The sequence below is a fragment of the Bradyrhizobium sp. MOS002 genome (assembly GCF_003020115.1).
Classification (GTDB): Bacteria; Pseudomonadota; Alphaproteobacteria; order Rhizobiales; family Xanthobacteraceae; genus Bradyrhizobium.
This window is the reverse complement of the sequence record NZ_PYFX01000001.1, coordinates 748,230-762,935: the sequence shown is the minus strand read 5'-3', so window position 1 is coordinate 762,935 and position 14,706 is coordinate 748,230. Positions and strand designations below refer to the sequence as shown.

General features: G+C 64.8%; 14 protein-coding genes. 13 read left to right on the top strand and 1 reads right to left on the bottom strand.

Annotated elements, in window-relative coordinates; genetic code table 11:
* The first annotated feature begins 122 nt into the window (after positions 1-122).
* The 10 genes from C7G41_RS03875 to phoB all read left to right on the top strand — a co-directional run bounded on the left by C7G41_RS03875 (position 123) and on the right by phoB (position 10,029).
* On the top strand, positions 123-1,517 hold the full coding sequence (locus tag C7G41_RS03875; RefSeq protein WP_106941295.1) for an OmpA family protein: 1,395 nt from the start codon (positions 123-125) through the stop codon (positions 1,515-1,517).
* Between the two features lie 2 nt (positions 1,518-1,519).
* On the top strand, positions 1,520-1,822 hold the full coding sequence (locus C7G41_RS03870; RefSeq protein WP_199198115.1) for a hypothetical protein: 303 nt from the start codon (positions 1,520-1,522) through the stop codon (positions 1,820-1,822).
* A 451-nt stretch (positions 1,823-2,273) separates the two neighbouring features.
* The gene (locus C7G41_RS03865; protein WP_106941293.1) at positions 2,274-3,329 is read left to right on the top strand and encodes a lysylphosphatidylglycerol synthase domain-containing protein; all 1,056 of its coding nucleotides are present in this window, start codon (positions 2,274-2,276) and stop codon (positions 3,327-3,329) included.
* Positions 3,330-3,362: 33 nt separating this feature from the next.
* Positions 3,363-4,661: an ATP-binding protein gene (locus C7G41_RS03860; RefSeq protein WP_106941292.1), complete on the top strand. Its 1,299-nt coding sequence runs from the start codon at positions 3,363-3,365 to the stop codon at positions 4,659-4,661.
* A gap of 143 nt (positions 4,662-4,804) precedes the next feature.
* Positions 4,805-5,818: a phosphate ABC transporter substrate-binding protein PstS gene (pstS, locus tag C7G41_RS03855; RefSeq protein WP_106941486.1), complete on the top strand. Its 1,014-nt coding sequence runs from the start codon at positions 4,805-4,807 to the stop codon at positions 5,816-5,818.
* Positions 5,819-5,911: 93 nt separating this feature from the next.
* Positions 5,912-6,901 (top strand): phosphate ABC transporter permease subunit PstC, encoded by a 990-nt coding sequence (gene pstC, locus C7G41_RS03850; RefSeq protein WP_007615692.1) that lies wholly within the window; start codon positions 5,912-5,914, stop codon positions 6,899-6,901.
* A 4-nt stretch (positions 6,902-6,905) separates the two neighbouring features.
* Entirely contained in the window at positions 6,906-7,751 is an 846-nt protein-coding gene (pstA, locus tag C7G41_RS03845) for a phosphate ABC transporter permease PstA (RefSeq protein WP_106941291.1), read from the top strand.
* Entirely contained in the window at positions 7,748-8,572 is an 825-nt protein-coding gene (pstB, locus tag C7G41_RS03840; protein WP_106941290.1) for a phosphate ABC transporter ATP-binding protein PstB, read from the top strand. The genes pstA and pstB overlap by 4 nt, the downstream gene beginning before the upstream one ends.
* A gap of 10 nt (positions 8,573-8,582) precedes the next feature.
* Positions 8,583-9,299 (top strand): phosphate signaling complex protein PhoU, encoded by a 717-nt coding sequence (phoU, locus tag C7G41_RS03835; RefSeq protein ID WP_106941289.1) that lies wholly within the window; start codon positions 8,583-8,585, stop codon positions 9,297-9,299.
* A 22-nt stretch (positions 9,300-9,321) separates the two neighbouring features.
* Positions 9,322-10,029 carry a phosphate regulon transcriptional regulator PhoB gene (gene phoB, locus C7G41_RS03830; protein ID WP_007597871.1) on the top strand — a complete coding sequence of 236 codons (708 nt, stop codon included), beginning with the start codon at positions 9,322-9,324 and terminating at the stop codon, positions 10,027-10,029.
* A gap of 238 nt (positions 10,030-10,267) precedes the next feature.
* On the opposite strand, the gene C7G41_RS03825 is transcribed toward phoB, so the two are convergent.
* Positions 10,268-10,780: a GcrA family cell cycle regulator gene (locus tag C7G41_RS03825; protein ID WP_007597869.1), complete on the bottom strand. Its 513-nt coding sequence runs from the start codon at positions 10,778-10,780 to the stop codon at positions 10,268-10,270.
* Between the two features lie 453 nt (positions 10,781-11,233).
* Here C7G41_RS03825 and C7G41_RS03820 point away from each other — a divergent pair, with 453 nt between their 5' ends.
* The 3 genes from C7G41_RS03820 to C7G41_RS03810 all read left to right on the top strand — a co-directional run bounded on the left by C7G41_RS03820 (position 11,234) and on the right by C7G41_RS03810 (position 14,624).
* Entirely contained in the window at positions 11,234-12,436 is a 1,203-nt protein-coding gene (locus C7G41_RS03820) for an aspartate aminotransferase family protein (RefSeq protein WP_199198114.1), read from the top strand.
* Complete coding sequence (gene argF, locus C7G41_RS03815; protein ID WP_106941287.1) at positions 12,436-13,371, top strand: ornithine carbamoyltransferase; 936 nt, start codon at positions 12,436-12,438, stop codon at positions 13,369-13,371. The genes C7G41_RS03820 and argF overlap by 1 nt, the downstream gene beginning before the upstream one ends.
* Before the next feature lie 245 nt (positions 13,372-13,616).
* The gene (locus tag C7G41_RS03810; RefSeq protein WP_106941286.1) at positions 13,617-14,624 is read left to right on the top strand and encodes an Hsp33 family molecular chaperone; all 1,008 of its coding nucleotides are present in this window, start codon (positions 13,617-13,619) and stop codon (positions 14,622-14,624) included.
* Positions 14,625-14,706: the final 82 nt, after the last annotated feature.

The window sequence follows — 14,706 nt, the reverse complement described above, 5'->3', positions numbered from 1 at the left end:
AAGAACCCTTGAAGAAAAAGTTATTCCAATTGTCACGCCCGGCCTTCGGAAGGGCGTCATTTCCGGTTTGACAGCCCGCCAAGGGTTTGTTTTGTCTCCGGTTCCAGAGTTCGGGTCGTCGAATGCAGAAGCTTTTCAGGTGGGCCAGCAAATGGTGGCCAGGGCTGATCCCCCTGGCCGTCATGTGGGGATTTGCGGCCTGGAATAATACTTCGCCGGTCGAGGCGGACCTTTCCGCCCGCAGCTCGGCGGCATTAAAGGATACCGTTCTGGACAAGACCCGGATCGCGGTGGACGGCCGCGACGTCAGCCTGGCTGCGGACGCGTTTTCCGAGGAGGGGCGCCGCGACGCTGTTGTGGCGGTCGAGACCGTGCCCGGCGTGCGCCTGGTCGACGACCGGACCCGCCTCGTTCCCGAGGCAAAACCGTTCGTCTGGAACGCCGAACGCGACGTGGTGCGGGTGACGCTGTCGGGCTCCGCCCCCCTGCCGTCGATGAAGGGCCGCCTGACCGAGGCGGCCCGCAAGGAAGTCGGAGGCACCGAGGTGGCCGATCAGATGGGTTTGGCGCGCGGCGCGCCTCCCCGGTTCGAGGCGGCTGCGATGCTGCTGCTCGACCAGATCGGCAAGCTCAAGGACGGCAAGATCACCATCACAGACACCAAGGTCACTCTGTCGGGCATGGCGCGCGATCTCGGCGGCCGCGAAGCGGTCGCAGCGGCGCTCAAAAACCTGCCCGAGGGCTTTTCGATCGCCGCCAACGAGGTCAAGGCGCCGCCTTACGTCTTTCAGGCCTACAAGGATCCGGTGGCTGCGACGGTGACGCTGACCGGCTATGTTCCCGACAACAATGTCCACGCGGCCATCGCCACCAGCGCGTCTCGGAAATTCTTCAACGAAAAGGTCGTCGATAATCTCAAGGGCAGCGTCGGTGCGCCCGGCTCCTTCAGCCCCGCCGTGGTCGCAGCGCTCGGCGCGCTGTCGCGACTGTCGACCGGCACGCTCGTCGTGTCCGACCGCGAGGTGAAGCTGTCGGGCGATGCGCTCTATGAAGGTGCCGCCAACGACATCCGCGCAGGTCTCGGCACGGATTTCCCGAAGAACTGGCAGTACAAGCCGGAAATCACGGTGAAACCCGCGGCCGGCCCGGTCGACGGCACCGTGTGCCAGCAATTGTTCTCCGAGCTTTTGGCCAAGGCCAAGATTCGCTTCGGGGCGAAGCGCGCTGACATCGATCCGGATTCCGCCGGCATTCTCGATCATCTGATCGAAACGGCGCTGCGATGCCCGACCACCAATATCGAGGTCGCCGGGCATACCGATGCCGACGGCGAGGATTCCTTCAACCAGGCACTCTCGGAGAAGCGCGCGCAGGCGGTGATCGACTATCTGGTCAAGGCCGGCCTGCCTGCCAGCCGCTTCACCGCGGTCGGCTACGGCAGCACGCAGCCGGTTGCCGGCAATGACAGCGAAGACGCCAAGGCGCAGAACCGCCGCATCGAATTTCTGGTGAGGTGACGATGCCCTATCTCGTCTCGTTCCATCTGGGCTGGCTGATAGGCTCGCTGCTGCTCGGCTTCTGCATGGGCTGGATCTCGGTGGTCCAGCGCGGCAACGGCACCTCGAAGGTGACCGCGCGCTGGCTCGCCGTGCTTGCTGCCGGCCTGGTCGCGGTCTCGTTCGCGCGCGTGGTCCCCGGCCGCTTCGGCTACTGGCTCGACCTCGGCCTGATCATGTTCGCCTGCTATCTCGTCGGCGGCGCCATCGGCGCCTGGCTGCGCGACCGGGTGGTCTCGCGCACCGCGCCGCCTGCCACTCTGTGATGTTGCCGTGCACCCTGACTGCGGAAGTCAGGAGCGCGGCTGCGCGACCCTCCCGGCACATCGAAAACCGTGAACAAACGCTCCGGCCACCCCTCTTTCAACAGGCGGGGGTACCCCATAGATTGACGTCGGCTTAAGCCGTGACGGAACATTGTGCGGTCGAAATCATCAAAACTTCATGGCCACTGCGCAGGATTGCCATGGAGATTCGCGTCAGTCTTGCCGCCGAAAGCGCCAAACCGTGCATCAGGAGCCCGCAACCCTGCCTAAAATATTGAAGGCACGAGTTTTTGTTCGAATTGCCGAATTCCACTCCGCCCGGAAACGCGCTAGTGGAGGGATAGCGGGTATGCGCGATGCCGGGACCGGCAGCGAGGGTTCGTCGGGTGCCTGCGTGTCGTCCGCCTGTTCGCCGGCCACCCTGGCCGCTGAAGCGTTGTTCGAGGTTTAGATGCTGGAAGCCGTACGCAGGGCGATGTCGTTTCTGCGCCAGAAGCAAATCCTGCATAAGCTTGGAGTTGTGATCAGCGTCGCGGTCATTGGCATCGCTTGCTATGTGCTCTACCACATGCTGCGCGGCATCGATGTCAACGAAGTCCTCGAAGCGATCAAGAGCACCGAGCCGAGCCAGATTGCGATGGCGGCGCTGTTCGTCGCCGCGGGCTATTTCACGCTGACCTTCTATGACCTGTTCGCCGTGCGCGCGATCGGCCACCCCCACGTGCCCTATCGGATCAACGCGCTCGCCGCCTTCACCAGCTATTCGATTGGCCACAATGTCGGCGCCAGCGTCTTCACCGGCGGCGCGGTGCGCTACCGCATCTATTCCGCCTATGGGCTGAACGCGATCGACGTCGCAAAGATCTGCTTCCTCGCCGGCCTAACCTTCTGGCTCGGCAATGCCGCGGTGCTGGGCCTCGGCATCTCCTATCATCCGGAGGCTGCGGCCTCGATCGACATGCTTCCGCCGTGGCTGAACCGGACGCTGGCGATGATGATCCTCGTCGGGCTCGTCGCTTACGTGGTCTGGGTCTGGACCCAGCCCCGTATGGTGGGCCGCGGGCCCTGGACCGTGATGCTGCCGGGCGGCCCGCTGACGCTGCTCCAGATCGCGATCGGCATCATCGATCTCGGCTTCTGCGCGCTCGCGATGTACGTGCTGGTCCCGGACGAGCCCAATCTCGGCTTCGTGGTGGTCGCGGTGATCTTCGTCTCGGCCACGCTGCTCGGCTTTGCCAGCCACTCGCCCGGAGGCCTTGGTGTGTTCGACGCGGCCATGCTGGTCGGGCTCTGGCAGATGGACCGCGAGGAGCTGCTGGGCGGGATGCTGCTGTTCCGCGTCCTCTATTATCTATCCCCTTTCGTCATTTCTGTAATCTTGCTGACGTTTCGCGAAGTTATCATCGGTGCACGATCGAAACGCCTGCAGCAGGCCGCGCTCAAGCTCGATCCCGGCCCCGCGCCTGAAGCCGCTTACGTGAGGAAGCGCAGCGACAGCGGCGCCTGACCGGCGCAAGGTCCTTTGGAGAAGCCCGCCCCGATGGCGATCGACGCCCCATCTTCTCCCTCCGCCCAGCCCTGGTCCGACCGGCTGCGGCACTCGACCGTCATCCTGATCGCCGCGGCGCTGGCGCTGTCGGTGGTGGTCTCGCTGGGCGAATTGTCGGCGCTGCATGCGATCGCGGTGTTCCTCTGCATCGCGGCCGCAGCGCTGATCCCGTGGCGCCTGCACGATACCGCCGCCTCGCGCGAAGAGACCCGCCGCGTCAACCCGGTCGAGAGCGCGGCGGTGGCCGCGGTGGTCGCCGGCATGCCCGATCCCGCGGTGCTGCTCGACCGTGCCGGCCGCGTCATCCATCTCAACGCCGCGGCCGCCCAGCTCGCGCCGGCGCTACGCCGGAATGAGCTCGCTCAGTTCGCGCTGCGCTCGCCCGAGATCATCACGGCGCTACGCGAGTCGATCGCGACCACCGAGCCGCGGCGCGCGACCTATCTCGACCATGTCCCGGTCGATCGCTGGATGGAGCTGACCATCACGCCGGTGCCGGTGCCGACCACCTTCGGCGGCGCCGACAAATGCATGCTGATGACCTTCCACGACCAGACGCCGCTGCGCCGGGTCGAGGAGATGCGGGCCGATTTCGTCGCCAATGCTAGCCACGAGCTGCGCACGCCGCTGGCCGCGCTGTCCGGCTTCATCGACACGCTCCAGGGCCAGGCCAAGGACGATCCCAAGGCGCGCGAGCGGTTCCTCGGCATCATGCACAACCAGGCCACCCGGATGGCGCGCCTGATCGACGATCTGCTCTCGCTCTCACGGGTGGAGCTGTCGGCCCATGTGCGGCCCGACACCCTGGTCGATCTGCTTCCGATCATCTTGCAGGTCGCCGATGGGCTCGAGCCGCTGGCGCGGGAACGTCAGGTCGAGGTCGAGACCCAACTGCCTGAGACCCCGGTGCTGATCGCGGGCGACCGCGAGGAGCTGCTCCGCCTGTTCGAGAATTTGATCGAGAACGCGCTCAAATACGGCGCTTCGGGCGGTCGCGTCATCGTGTCGCTGATATCAGGCGCCGCCCCTGATGGAACTCAGGAAATCCGGGTCATGGTCCGGGATTTCGGCCCCGGCATCGCGCCGGAGCATTTGCCGCGGCTGACCGAGCGCTTCTACCGGGTCGATGTCGGCGACAGCCGCTCGCAGGGCGGCACCGGCCTCGGATTATCGCTGGTGAAACATATTGTTAACCGCCATCGCGGCCGGCTTCTGATCGAAAGCGTGCCCAAACAGGGCGCCACTTTCACCGCTTGTTTTCCCCAGGGCAAGCCTGCGGCTTTGAGCTAAATACCAGCATTTTCAAATGCTTAAGACTGTCATCCGACTGTCACCAAACCTTCGTAAAAGCTCAGCTGTCCGCTCCTAAAGGGGCGGCACGGGGAGCGCGATCGGGCGCTGATGGCGCTTCGCTCCCCTGTATGGAGACCAGCATGAATTTCCTCAAAACACTCGTCGCTGCTGGCATGGTCGCCGCATCGACGACGGCGGCCTTTGCTGCCGACATCACCGGAGCCGGTGCGACGTTCCCGTTCCCGATCTATTCCAAATGGGCTGACGCCTACAAGAAGGAGACCGGCAACGGTCTGAACTACCAGTCGATCGGCTCCGGCGGCGGCATCAAGCAGATCCAGGCCAAGACCGTGACGTTCGGCGCCAGCGACGCGCCGCTCAAGGCCGAGCAGCTCGAGAAGGACGGCCTCGTCCAGTGGCCGATGGTCATGGGCGCCATCGTGCCCGTCGTCAACATCGAGGGCGTGAAGCCCGGTGAGATGGTGTTCGACGGCGAGACCCTGGCCAGCATCTATCTCGGCAAGATCACCAAATGGGACGACGCGGCGATCAAGAAGCTGAACCCGAACGTGAAGCTGCCCTCGGAGGCCATAACCGTGGTCCGCCGTTCGGACGGTTCGGGCACCACCTTCAACTTCACCAACTACCTCGCCAAGGCCAGCGCGGACTGGAAGAGCAAGGTCGGTGAAGGCACCGCCGTCGAATGGCCGGTCGGCGTCGGCGCCAAGGGCAACGAAGGCGTGTCCGGCAACATCAGCCAGACCAAGAACTCGATCGGCTATGTCGAGTACGCCTATGCCAAGCAGAACAAGCTGACCTACACCGGTCTCGTCAACAAGGCCGGCAAGCCGGTGCAGCCCACCGTCGAAGCCTTCCAGGCGGCCGCCGCCAACGCCGACTGGGCCAAGGCTCCCGGCTACTACGTCATCCTGACCGACCAGCCCGGCGAGAAGTCCTGGCCGATCACGGCGGCGACCTTCATCCTCATGCACAAGGACGCCACCGACAAGGCGGCCTCGCAGGAAGCCATCAAGTTCTTCCGCTGGGCCTTCAAGAGCGGCGGCAAGGCGGCTGAAGAGCTCGACTACATCCCGATGCCGGACCCGGTCGTTCAGCTGATCGAGAAGACCTGGGCTGCCGACATCAAGAGCTAAGCTCGCGCCGCTCGTGCCCCGGATGCGCCGCATCCGGGGCACGGACCAACAAAAAACGTATACTATTTGGTACAGGGGATCGGCGTGGCAGAGATGGCCGTTCAGAGCGATGTAATCGACGACGCCGGACCGTATGATCGGGCCAAGGCCTTGAGCGCGTTCAAGCTCGGCGACGTCACCTTCTACTGGATCACGCGGCTCTCCGCGATCTCGGTGCTTCTGATCCTCGGCGGCATCATCATTTCGCTGATCGTCGGCGCCTTTCCGGCGATGAAGGAATTCGGGGTCTCGTTCCTGTGGACGCAGCGCTGGGCGCCGTCCGCCGATCCGCCGGTGCTCGGCGCGCTTGGGCCGATGTACGGCACGCTCGTGACCTCCTTCATCGCGATGCTGATCGCCATTCCCGTGGGTCTCGGCATTGCCATCTTCCTCACCGAGCTCTGCCCGCAATGGCTGCGCCGCCCGATCGGCATGGCGATCGAGCTGCTCGCCGGCATCCCCTCGATCATCTACGGCATGTGGGGCTTCTTCGTGCTCGGCCCGTTCCTGGCCAACACGTTCCAGCCCTTCATGATCAAGATCTTCGATGGCGTTCCCGTGCTGGGCGCGATCTTCGCAGGCCCGCCGTCCTATCTCAGCCTGTTCAATGCCGCGCTGATCCTCGCCATCATGGTGCTGCCCTTCATCACCTCGATCTCGGTCGACGTGTTCAAGACGGTGCCCCCGGTGCTGAAGGAAGCCGCCTACGGCGTCGGCTGCACCACCTGGGAAGTCGTCCGCAGCGTGGTGATCCCCTACACCCGCGTCGGCGTCATCGGCGGCGTCATGCTGGCGCTGGGCCGCGCGCTCGGCGAGACCATGGCGGTGACCTTCATCATCGGCAACTCGTTCCGGATCTCGTCGTCGATCTTCGCCCCCGGCACCACGATCTCGGCGGCGATCGCATCCGAGTTCGCCGAGAGCGACGGCCTACACCAGTCCGGCCTGATCCTGCTCGGTCTCCTGCTGTTCGTGCTGACGTTCTTCGTGCTCGCAGCAGCGCGGCTGATGCTGATGCGGCTGGAAAAGAAGGCGGGGAACTAGCGCCATGAACCCGATCTATTCACGCCGCCGTCGCAAGGACATCGTCGTCCGCGGGCTCTGCATCGCCGCAACCGCCTTCGGCGTCACCTGGCTCGCGCTGATCCTGATCACGCTGCTCTACAACGGCGTGGCGGGCCTCAATGTCCAGCTGTTCACCGAGAACACGCCGCCACCGGGATCGAACGAGGGCGGTCTGCTCAACGCCATCGTCGGCTCGCTGATCATGACCGTGATCGGCGTCGGCATCGGTGCGCCGCTCGGCATGTTCGCCGGCACCTATCTCGCCGAATACGGCCGCAATGACCGGCTCACCTCGGTGATCCGCTTCATCAACGACATCCTGCTCTCGGCGCCCTCGATCATCATCGGCCTGTTCATCTACGGCGCGGTGGTGGTGCCGATGCGCGGCTTCTCGGCGATCGCAGGCTCGCTCGCGCTCGCGGTCATCGTGATCCCGGTGGTGCTGCGCACGACCGAGGACATGCTGCTGCTGGTGCCGAACGCGTTGCGCGAGGCGGCCTCGGCGCTCGGCCTGCCGCGCTCGCTGGTGATCAAGCGGATCGCTTATCGTGCTGCCCGATCGGGTCTCATCACCGGCGTGCTGCTCGCGACCGCTCGCGTCGCCGGTGAAACCGCGCCGCTGCTGTTCACAGCGCTGTCGAACCAGTTCTTCAGCCTTGGCCTGAACAAGACGATGGCGAACCTGCCGGTCACCATCAACAACTTCGTGCAGAGCCCCTACGCCTACTGGAAGCAGTTGGCATGGAGCGGGGCGCTGCTCATCACCCTGACCGTTCTTGCCCTTAATATTGGCGCGCGCATCCTTGGCGCCGAGAGGACCGCAAAATGAGTGATCTTTCCGTATCGTCGATGAGCGCGGCCGGTGGTCTGCCGCAGACTGCGGCGCTGCCCGAGGCGCCTCCGAAGGTGACGGTGCGCAACCTGAACTTCTATTACGGCGAGCACCATGCGCTGAAGAACATCAACCTGACGCTCGGCGCCAACCGCGTCACGGCGTTCATCGGTCCGTCGGGCTGCGGCAAGTCGACCCTGCTGCGCATCTTCAACCGGATGTACGATCTCTATCCCGGCCAGCGCGCCACCGGGCAGCTCATGCTCGACCAGACCAACATCCTCGACCCCAGGCTGGACCTCAATTTGCTGCGCGCCCGCGTCGGTATGGTATTCCAGAAGCCGACGCCGTTCCCGATGACGATCTACGAGAACATCGCGTTCGGCATCCGTCTCTATGAGAAGATCTCGAAGTCCGAGATGGACGGCCGCGTCGAGAAGGCGCTGCGCGGCGGCGCGTTGTGGAACGAGGTCAAGGACAAGCTCAACGCCTCCGGCCTGTCGCTCTCCGGCGGCCAGCAGCAGCGCCTCTGCATCGCCCGCACCGTCGCGGTGCGGCCCGAGGTGATCCTGTTCGACGAACCCTGTTCGGCGCTCGACCCGATCTCGACCGCCAAGGTCGAGGAGCTGATCCAGGAGCTGTCCGAGGATTACACGATCGCGATCGTCACCCACAATATGCAGCAGGCGGCGCGCGTCTCCGACAAGACCGCGTTCATGTATCTCGGCGAGCTGATCGAGTTCGACGACACCAGCAAGATCTTTACGTCGCCGACCGACCGGCGCACGCAGGATTACATCACCGGCCGGTTCGGCTAGGAGACACGACATGGGTTCTGAACATACCGCAAAGGCCTTCGACACCGACCTCCAGGAACTCACCCGCCTGGTCGCCGAGATGGGTGGCATCGCCGAGCGCATGATCGTCGAGTCCGTCGACGCGCTGATCCGGCGCGACGTCCCGCTCGGCCAGCGCGTCGTCGCCATCGACACCGAGCTCGATGCGCTGCAGAAGCGCATCGAGGAGCGCGCGGTGCTCACCATCGCCCGCCGCCAGCCGATGGCGATCGATCTGCGCGAGATCGTCGGCGCCATGCGCGTCGCGACCGATCTCGAGCGCATCGGCGACCTCGCCAAGAACATGGGCAAGCGCGTCGCGGCGCTGGAGACGGACTTCCATCCGCTCAAGCTGTTCCGCGGCCTCGAGCACATGACCGACCTCGTGCAGCAGCAGGTCAAGTCGGTGCTGGACGCCTATGCCGCGCATGATCTGCCGGCGGCGATGGCGGTGTGGAAGGGCGACGAGGAGGTCGACGCCATTTGCACCTCGCTGTTCCGCGAGCTCCTCACCTACATGATGGAGGATCCGCGCAACATCTCGTTCTGCATCCATTTGATGTTCTGCGCCAAGAACATCGAGCGGATCGGCGACCACGCCACCAACATCGCCGAGACCGTGTTCTACATGATCGAGGGCCAGGCGATCACCGACAAGCGGCCGAAGGGCGACATGACGACCTTCGCCAACACGCTACCGAACACCTGAAGACTTAAGGAGCGACGACCCGATGGGCGCACGCATTATGGTGGTTGAGGACGAGGAAGCGCTGACCGAGCTTCTCCGCTACAACCTCGAAGGCGACGGCTACGACGTCGAGACGGTGATGCGCGGCGACGACGCCGACACCCGCCTCAAGGAGCACATCCCCGATCTGATCGTGCTCGACTGGATGCTGCCGGGCCTGTCAGGCATCGAATTGTGCCGGCGGCTTCGTACCCGTCCCGAGACCAAGCAGCTCCCGATCATCATGCTCACCGCGCGCGGCGAGGAGAGCGAGCGGGTGCGGGGTCTTGCGACCGGCGCCGACGATTACATCGTCAAGCCGTTCTCGGTCCCGGAGCTGCTGGCGCGCGTGAAGGGCCTGCTGCGGCGCGCAAGCCCCGAGCGGCTCGCCACCGTCCTTGCTTTTGGCGACATCGAGCTCGACCGCGACAAGCGCCGCGTGGCGCGCTCGGGCCGGCCGATCGATCTCGGTCCGACCGAATACCGCCTGCTGGAGTTCTTCCTGGAGCATCCGGGCCGGGTGTTCTCGCGCGAGCAGCTGCTCGACAGCGTCTGGGGCCGCGACATCTATATCGACGAGCGCACCGTCGACGTGCATATCGGCCGCTTGCGCAAGCTGCTCAATCTCGGTCGCGAGCAGGACCCGATCCGCACCGTCCGCGGCGCCGGCTACGCGCTGGATGATCGTTTTGCCAAGGCGGAGCAGGTGTAGGAGATGTGCGGTGTGATGCTGGCAGACGTGATCTAGCGGGCTGCCGCCACAATCTCCGATGTCGTCCCGGCGAACGCCGGGACCCATAACCACAGGGCGCGGTTTGGCGAAGACTCGGAGTTACCCTTTTGCACAACAACTAAGGGCTCGGAGTATGGGTCCCGGCCTTCGCCGGGACGACATTGAGAATTTTTGAGCCGTCATCGCGTCACGGCTCGATCCTGAAATCGAAACTAACTTACCGGGGACCCGGCTTCACCGGTGCGCGGCGCCGATCCGACGCCGGCTGGTACGCAACGCGCGAGTGCTGGGCGCAATAGGGCAGGCCGGACAGCGCCCGTCCACCGCAGAAGAAGAAGTCCGGGCTCGAGGGATCGCCGACCGGCCAGTGGCAGGTCGCCTCGTTCAATTCCAGCAGCGACAGCCGCTGGCTCATCGGCACCACGTTGTCGTAGGTGACCGGATCCGGCTCAGCCTCGACCTCGAAGGCCTGCGCCAGCGCGGTGTTGCCGCGCGAGATCGGGCGGCTCACCCGCATCATGTGCTGCGCGGGGCGCGCCTTGCGCGGCCGGGGCGCTGCCGATGATGGGCTCTTGGCGCGGCCAGAGAGGCCGAGCCTGTGCACTTTGCCGATCACGGCATTGCGGGTCACATTGCCGAGCTCCGCCGCGATCTGGCTGGCCGAAAGTCCGGCCTCCCAGAGCTTTTTCAGCTGCTCGACGCGATCATCGGACCAGGTCAAAACCGTCATTGCACCCTTTCCCTCGCTGCGCGCCAGCCATCCTGGGGCCTCGCAGCGAATGCCTAAGCCTTCAAAAACCCGTGCCGCCAGAATCCCTTAAGGCTCGCCGGGCGCGTCTTGAACGCCCGAACGTTTACGCCGGTACATAAGGACTTAAAGATCAGAACCACTGCACGAGATGTCGTATCTGACAATCCAAACGCTACAATATGGCGTGACTCCCGCGCAAGAGTCCGCCGACTCGCTTCCACATGTTCCGTGGCTAAATCCCGCAAAATCGGCACCGCAAGACTACGGATTCAGCGTTTCGCGAGGCTTTCCGGGCGGCATTGACACCCGTTTCACCAGGCCTAAGATAGCCGCACGTGCCGCCCTCAAGAGGCGGCACGTTTCGTTTTCCGGGCCGGTCGATGGTGCGTTGCGTAATGCACGCTCACCGTCCGCAACATTCAAGTGACCGTCATGCCTAACAGCGCAGCGCCGCATTTGCTCCCCGTTTTCGCCAGGTCCGACCTCGGTTTCGAGCGTGGCGAAGGCTGCTGGCTGATCGCGACCAATGGCGAGCGTTATCTCGATTTCACCTCCGGAGTGGCGGTGAACGCGCTCGGCCATGTCCATCCGGCGCTGGTCGCGGCGTTGCAGGAGCAGGCCACGAAGCTCTGGCACATGTCGAACCTGTTCCAGAGCCCGGACGGCGAGCGTCTCGCCGCTCGCCTCTGCCACGAGAGCTTTGCGGACTTCGTATTCTTCTGCAATTCCGGCGCCGAAGCGCTGGAATGCGTGATCAAGGTCGTGCGCCGTTATCATGCCGCGAAGGCCCATCCCGACCGCTATCGCATGATCACCTTCGAGGGCGCCTTCCATGGCCGCACGCTGGCGACGCTGGCTGCGACGGGTTCGGCAAAATATCTCGAAGGTTTCGGTCCTCCGATGGAGGGCTTCGACCAGGTCCCGCATGGCGATCTCGAGGCGGTGAAAAAGGCGATCGGTCCGCAGACCGCCGGCATCCTGATTGAGCCAATCCAGGGCGAGGGCGGTGTGCGTTCGGCGACGCCCGCCTTCCTCAGGGCATTGCGCCAGCTCTGCGACGAGAAGGGTCTGTTGCTCGCCTTCGACGAGGTGCAGACCGGCATGGGCCGCACCGGCGATCTGTTCGCGTACCGCCGCCTTGGCGTCGAGCCCGACGTGATGTCGCTGGCCAAGGCGCTCGGTGGCGGCTTTCCGATCGGCGCCTGCCTTGCGATCGCGGAAGCGGCGTCCGGCATGACGCCGGGCTCGCACGGTTCGACCTTCGGCGGCAATCCGCTCGCGATCGCCGCTGCGAACGCCGTGCTCGACGTCATGCTCAAGCCCGGCTTCTTCGACCACGTGCAGAGGATGTCGCTGCTGCTGAAGCAGAAGCTCGCCTCCGTGATCGACCGTCATAGCGATGTCGTCAGCGAAGTGCGCGGCGAGGGCCTCCTGATCGGCATCAAGGCCGTGGTGCCTTCCGGCGATCTCGTTGCCGCCTTGCGCGCCGAAAAGCTGCTCACCGTCGGCGCCGGCGACAATGTCGTGCGTTTCCTGCCGCCTTTGATCGTCACCGAAGCCGAGATCGAGGACAGCGTCGGGCGGCTCGAGCGCGCCTGCACGGCATTGTCCGGCAACAAGCGGGCGGCAAGCTGATGAGCAAGTCGCCCGATAAGGCACCGAAGCACTTCCTCGATATCAACGAGCTGCCGCTGTCGGAGCTCAAGCGCATGCTGGCCGCGTCCACCGCGATGAAGGCGAAGCAGAAGGCGCATCAGCCGGTCAGGCCGCTCGAAGGCAAGACGCTGGCGATGATCTTCGAGCGTCCTTCGACGCGGACGCGGGTGTCGTTCGATGTCGCCATGCGCCAGCTCGGCGGCGAGCCCATCATGCTCACCGGCGCCGAGATGCAGCTCGGCCGCGGCGAGACCATCGCCGACACCGCGCGCGTGCTGTCGCGCTATGTCGACGCCATCATGATCCGCATCCTCAATCACGATGCCCTGCTGGAGCTTGCGGCGAACGCCACCGTACCCGTCATCAACGGCCTGACGCGGCGCTCGCATCCCTGCCAGGTGATGGCCGACCTCATGACCTACGAGGAACATCGCGGTCCGATCGAGGGCAAGACGGTGGCCTGGACCGGCGACGACAACAACGTGCTCGCCTCCTGGGCGCACGCCGCCGAGCGCTTCAAGTTCCAGCTCAATGTCGCGACGCCCCCGGAGCTCGCGCCGAAGAAGGCGATGCGCGACTTCATCAAGGCGACCGGCGCGCCGATCATGCTCGGCACGGATGCCGAAGCCGCCGTGCGCGGCGCCGATTGTGTCGTGACCGACACCTGGGTGTCGATGGGCGACAAGGAAGGTGAGCACCGCCATAACGTGCTCAAGCCTTATCAGGTCAATGCCCAGCTGATGTCGCTGGCCAAGCCCGATGCGCTGTTCATGCACTGCCTGCCCGCCCATCGCGGCGAGGAGGTCACCGACGAGGTGATCGACGGTCCGCAATCCGTCGTGTTCGACGAGGCCGAAAACCGCCTGCACGCGCAGAAGGGCATTCTGGCCTGGTGTTTCGACGCGGTGAAGTAGATCGACGCGGCGAGCTAATTTTTCCGTCGTCCCGGCGAAGGCCGGGACCCATACCGCGGAATCCCTCTTGTGGCAGATAGGTGGAGGCAACGAGTCTTCGCCAAGCTAATATTCGTGGTTATGGGTCCCGGCCTTCGCCGGGACGACACCCATGTTGTGGTATCGTTCTGCAATCCCACACAACCGCCTCCGGACCACAGCCCTCACCCCCTTCCAATTCCGCCTTCCGACCCCAGATAAGCGCCATGGTTTCCCAATCCCCTGACATGAAAACCGGGCCCGAGGGCCCGGTTCGCGCGCCATCCGCGGTTCCCGTCGATGACGCCGTGCTGCCCTACGAGGTCGACGCGCTCGATGTGCGCGGTCGGCTGGTGCGGCTTGGTCCGGCGCTCGACGAGATCCTGACCAAGCACGATTACCCGGCGCCGGTCGGCAAGCTGCTCGGCGAGGCCATCGTGCTGACTACGTTGCTCGGCTCGTCGCTGAAGTTCGAGGGCCGCTTCATCCTCCAGGCCCAGACCGACGGTCCGGTGTCGTTCCTGGTCGTGGACTATCAGGCGCCGGATCGCCTGCGCGCCTATGCGCGCTACGACGCCGCGCGCCTCGGCGATGCCAAAGATTCCGGCGCGCTGCTGGGTCACGGTCATCTCGCCATGACCATCGACCAGGGCCCCGACATGAGCCGCTACCAGGGCCTGGTCGCGCTCGACGGCGGCAGCCTCGAAGACGCCGCTCACGAATATTTCCTGCGCTCCGAGCAGATCCCGACGCGCGTGCGTCTTGCCGTCGGCGAGGAGTGGCGTTCGAACGACGGCGGCAAGCATCGCTGGCGTGCCGGCGGCATGCTGATGCAGTTCCTGCCGAAGGCGCCCGAGCGCGCGCGGCAGGCCGATCTGCATCCCGGCGATGCGCCCGAAGGCGTCGAGGTCCATGCCGTCGCTGAAGACGATGCCTGGGTCGAGGCGCGCTCGCTGATCGAAACCGTCGAAGACGTCGAGTTGATCGATCCCGAGCTGTCCGGCGAACGGCTGCTCTACCGGCTGTTCCACGAGCGCGGCGTGCGCGTGTTCAATCCGCTGTCCTTGAAGGCGCAGTGCTCCTGCTCGCGCGATGCGGTCGCATCGATGCTGAAGAGTTTTTCGCCCGACGACCGCGCCGCGATGGTCAAGGACGACAAGGTCGTCGTGACCTGTGAGTTCTGCTCGTCGGTGTACGATTTCACGCCGGATGAAGCGGGTGTGGAAGACGCTTGAAGCAATGACGATGTGGAGCCCGTAGCCCGGATGGAGCGGAGCGCAATCCGGGGCCGCTCGCCCGGCGTTCGGCACCTTCCCG

Coding starts and splice junctions, on each gene's coding strand:
- C7G41_RS03875 (WP_106941295.1), top strand. CDS start 123: ATGCAGAAGCTTTTCAGGTGGGCCAGCAAATGGTGGCCAGGGCTGATC.
- C7G41_RS03870 (WP_199198115.1), top strand. CDS start 1,520: ATGCCCTATCTCGTCTCGTTCCATCTGGGCTGGCTGATAGGCTCGCTG.
- C7G41_RS03865 (WP_106941293.1), top strand. CDS start 2,274: ATGCTGGAAGCCGTACGCAGGGCGATGTCGTTTCTGCGCCAGAAGCAA.
- C7G41_RS03860 (WP_106941292.1), top strand. CDS start 3,363: ATGGCGATCGACGCCCCATCTTCTCCCTCCGCCCAGCCCTGGTCCGAC.
- pstS (WP_106941486.1), top strand. CDS start 4,805: ATGAATTTCCTCAAAACACTCGTCGCTGCTGGCATGGTCGCCGCATCG.
- pstC (WP_007615692.1), top strand. CDS start 5,912: ATGGCCGTTCAGAGCGATGTAATCGACGACGCCGGACCGTATGATCGG.
- pstA (WP_106941291.1), top strand. CDS start 6,906: ATGAACCCGATCTATTCACGCCGCCGTCGCAAGGACATCGTCGTCCGC.
- pstB (WP_106941290.1), top strand. CDS start 7,748: ATGAGTGATCTTTCCGTATCGTCGATGAGCGCGGCCGGTGGTCTGCCG.
- phoU (WP_106941289.1), top strand. CDS start 8,583: ATGGGTTCTGAACATACCGCAAAGGCCTTCGACACCGACCTCCAGGAA.
- phoB (WP_007597871.1), top strand. CDS start 9,322: ATGGGCGCACGCATTATGGTGGTTGAGGACGAGGAAGCGCTGACCGAG.
- C7G41_RS03825 (WP_007597869.1), bottom strand. CDS start 10,780: ATGACGGTTTTGACCTGGTCCGATGATCGCGTCGAGCAGCTGAAAAAG.
- C7G41_RS03820 (WP_199198114.1), top strand. CDS start 11,234: ATGCCTAACAGCGCAGCGCCGCATTTGCTCCCCGTTTTCGCCAGGTCC.
- argF (WP_106941287.1), top strand. CDS start 12,436: ATGAGCAAGTCGCCCGATAAGGCACCGAAGCACTTCCTCGATATCAAC.
- C7G41_RS03810 (WP_106941286.1), top strand. CDS start 13,617: ATGGTTTCCCAATCCCCTGACATGAAAACCGGGCCCGAGGGCCCGGTT.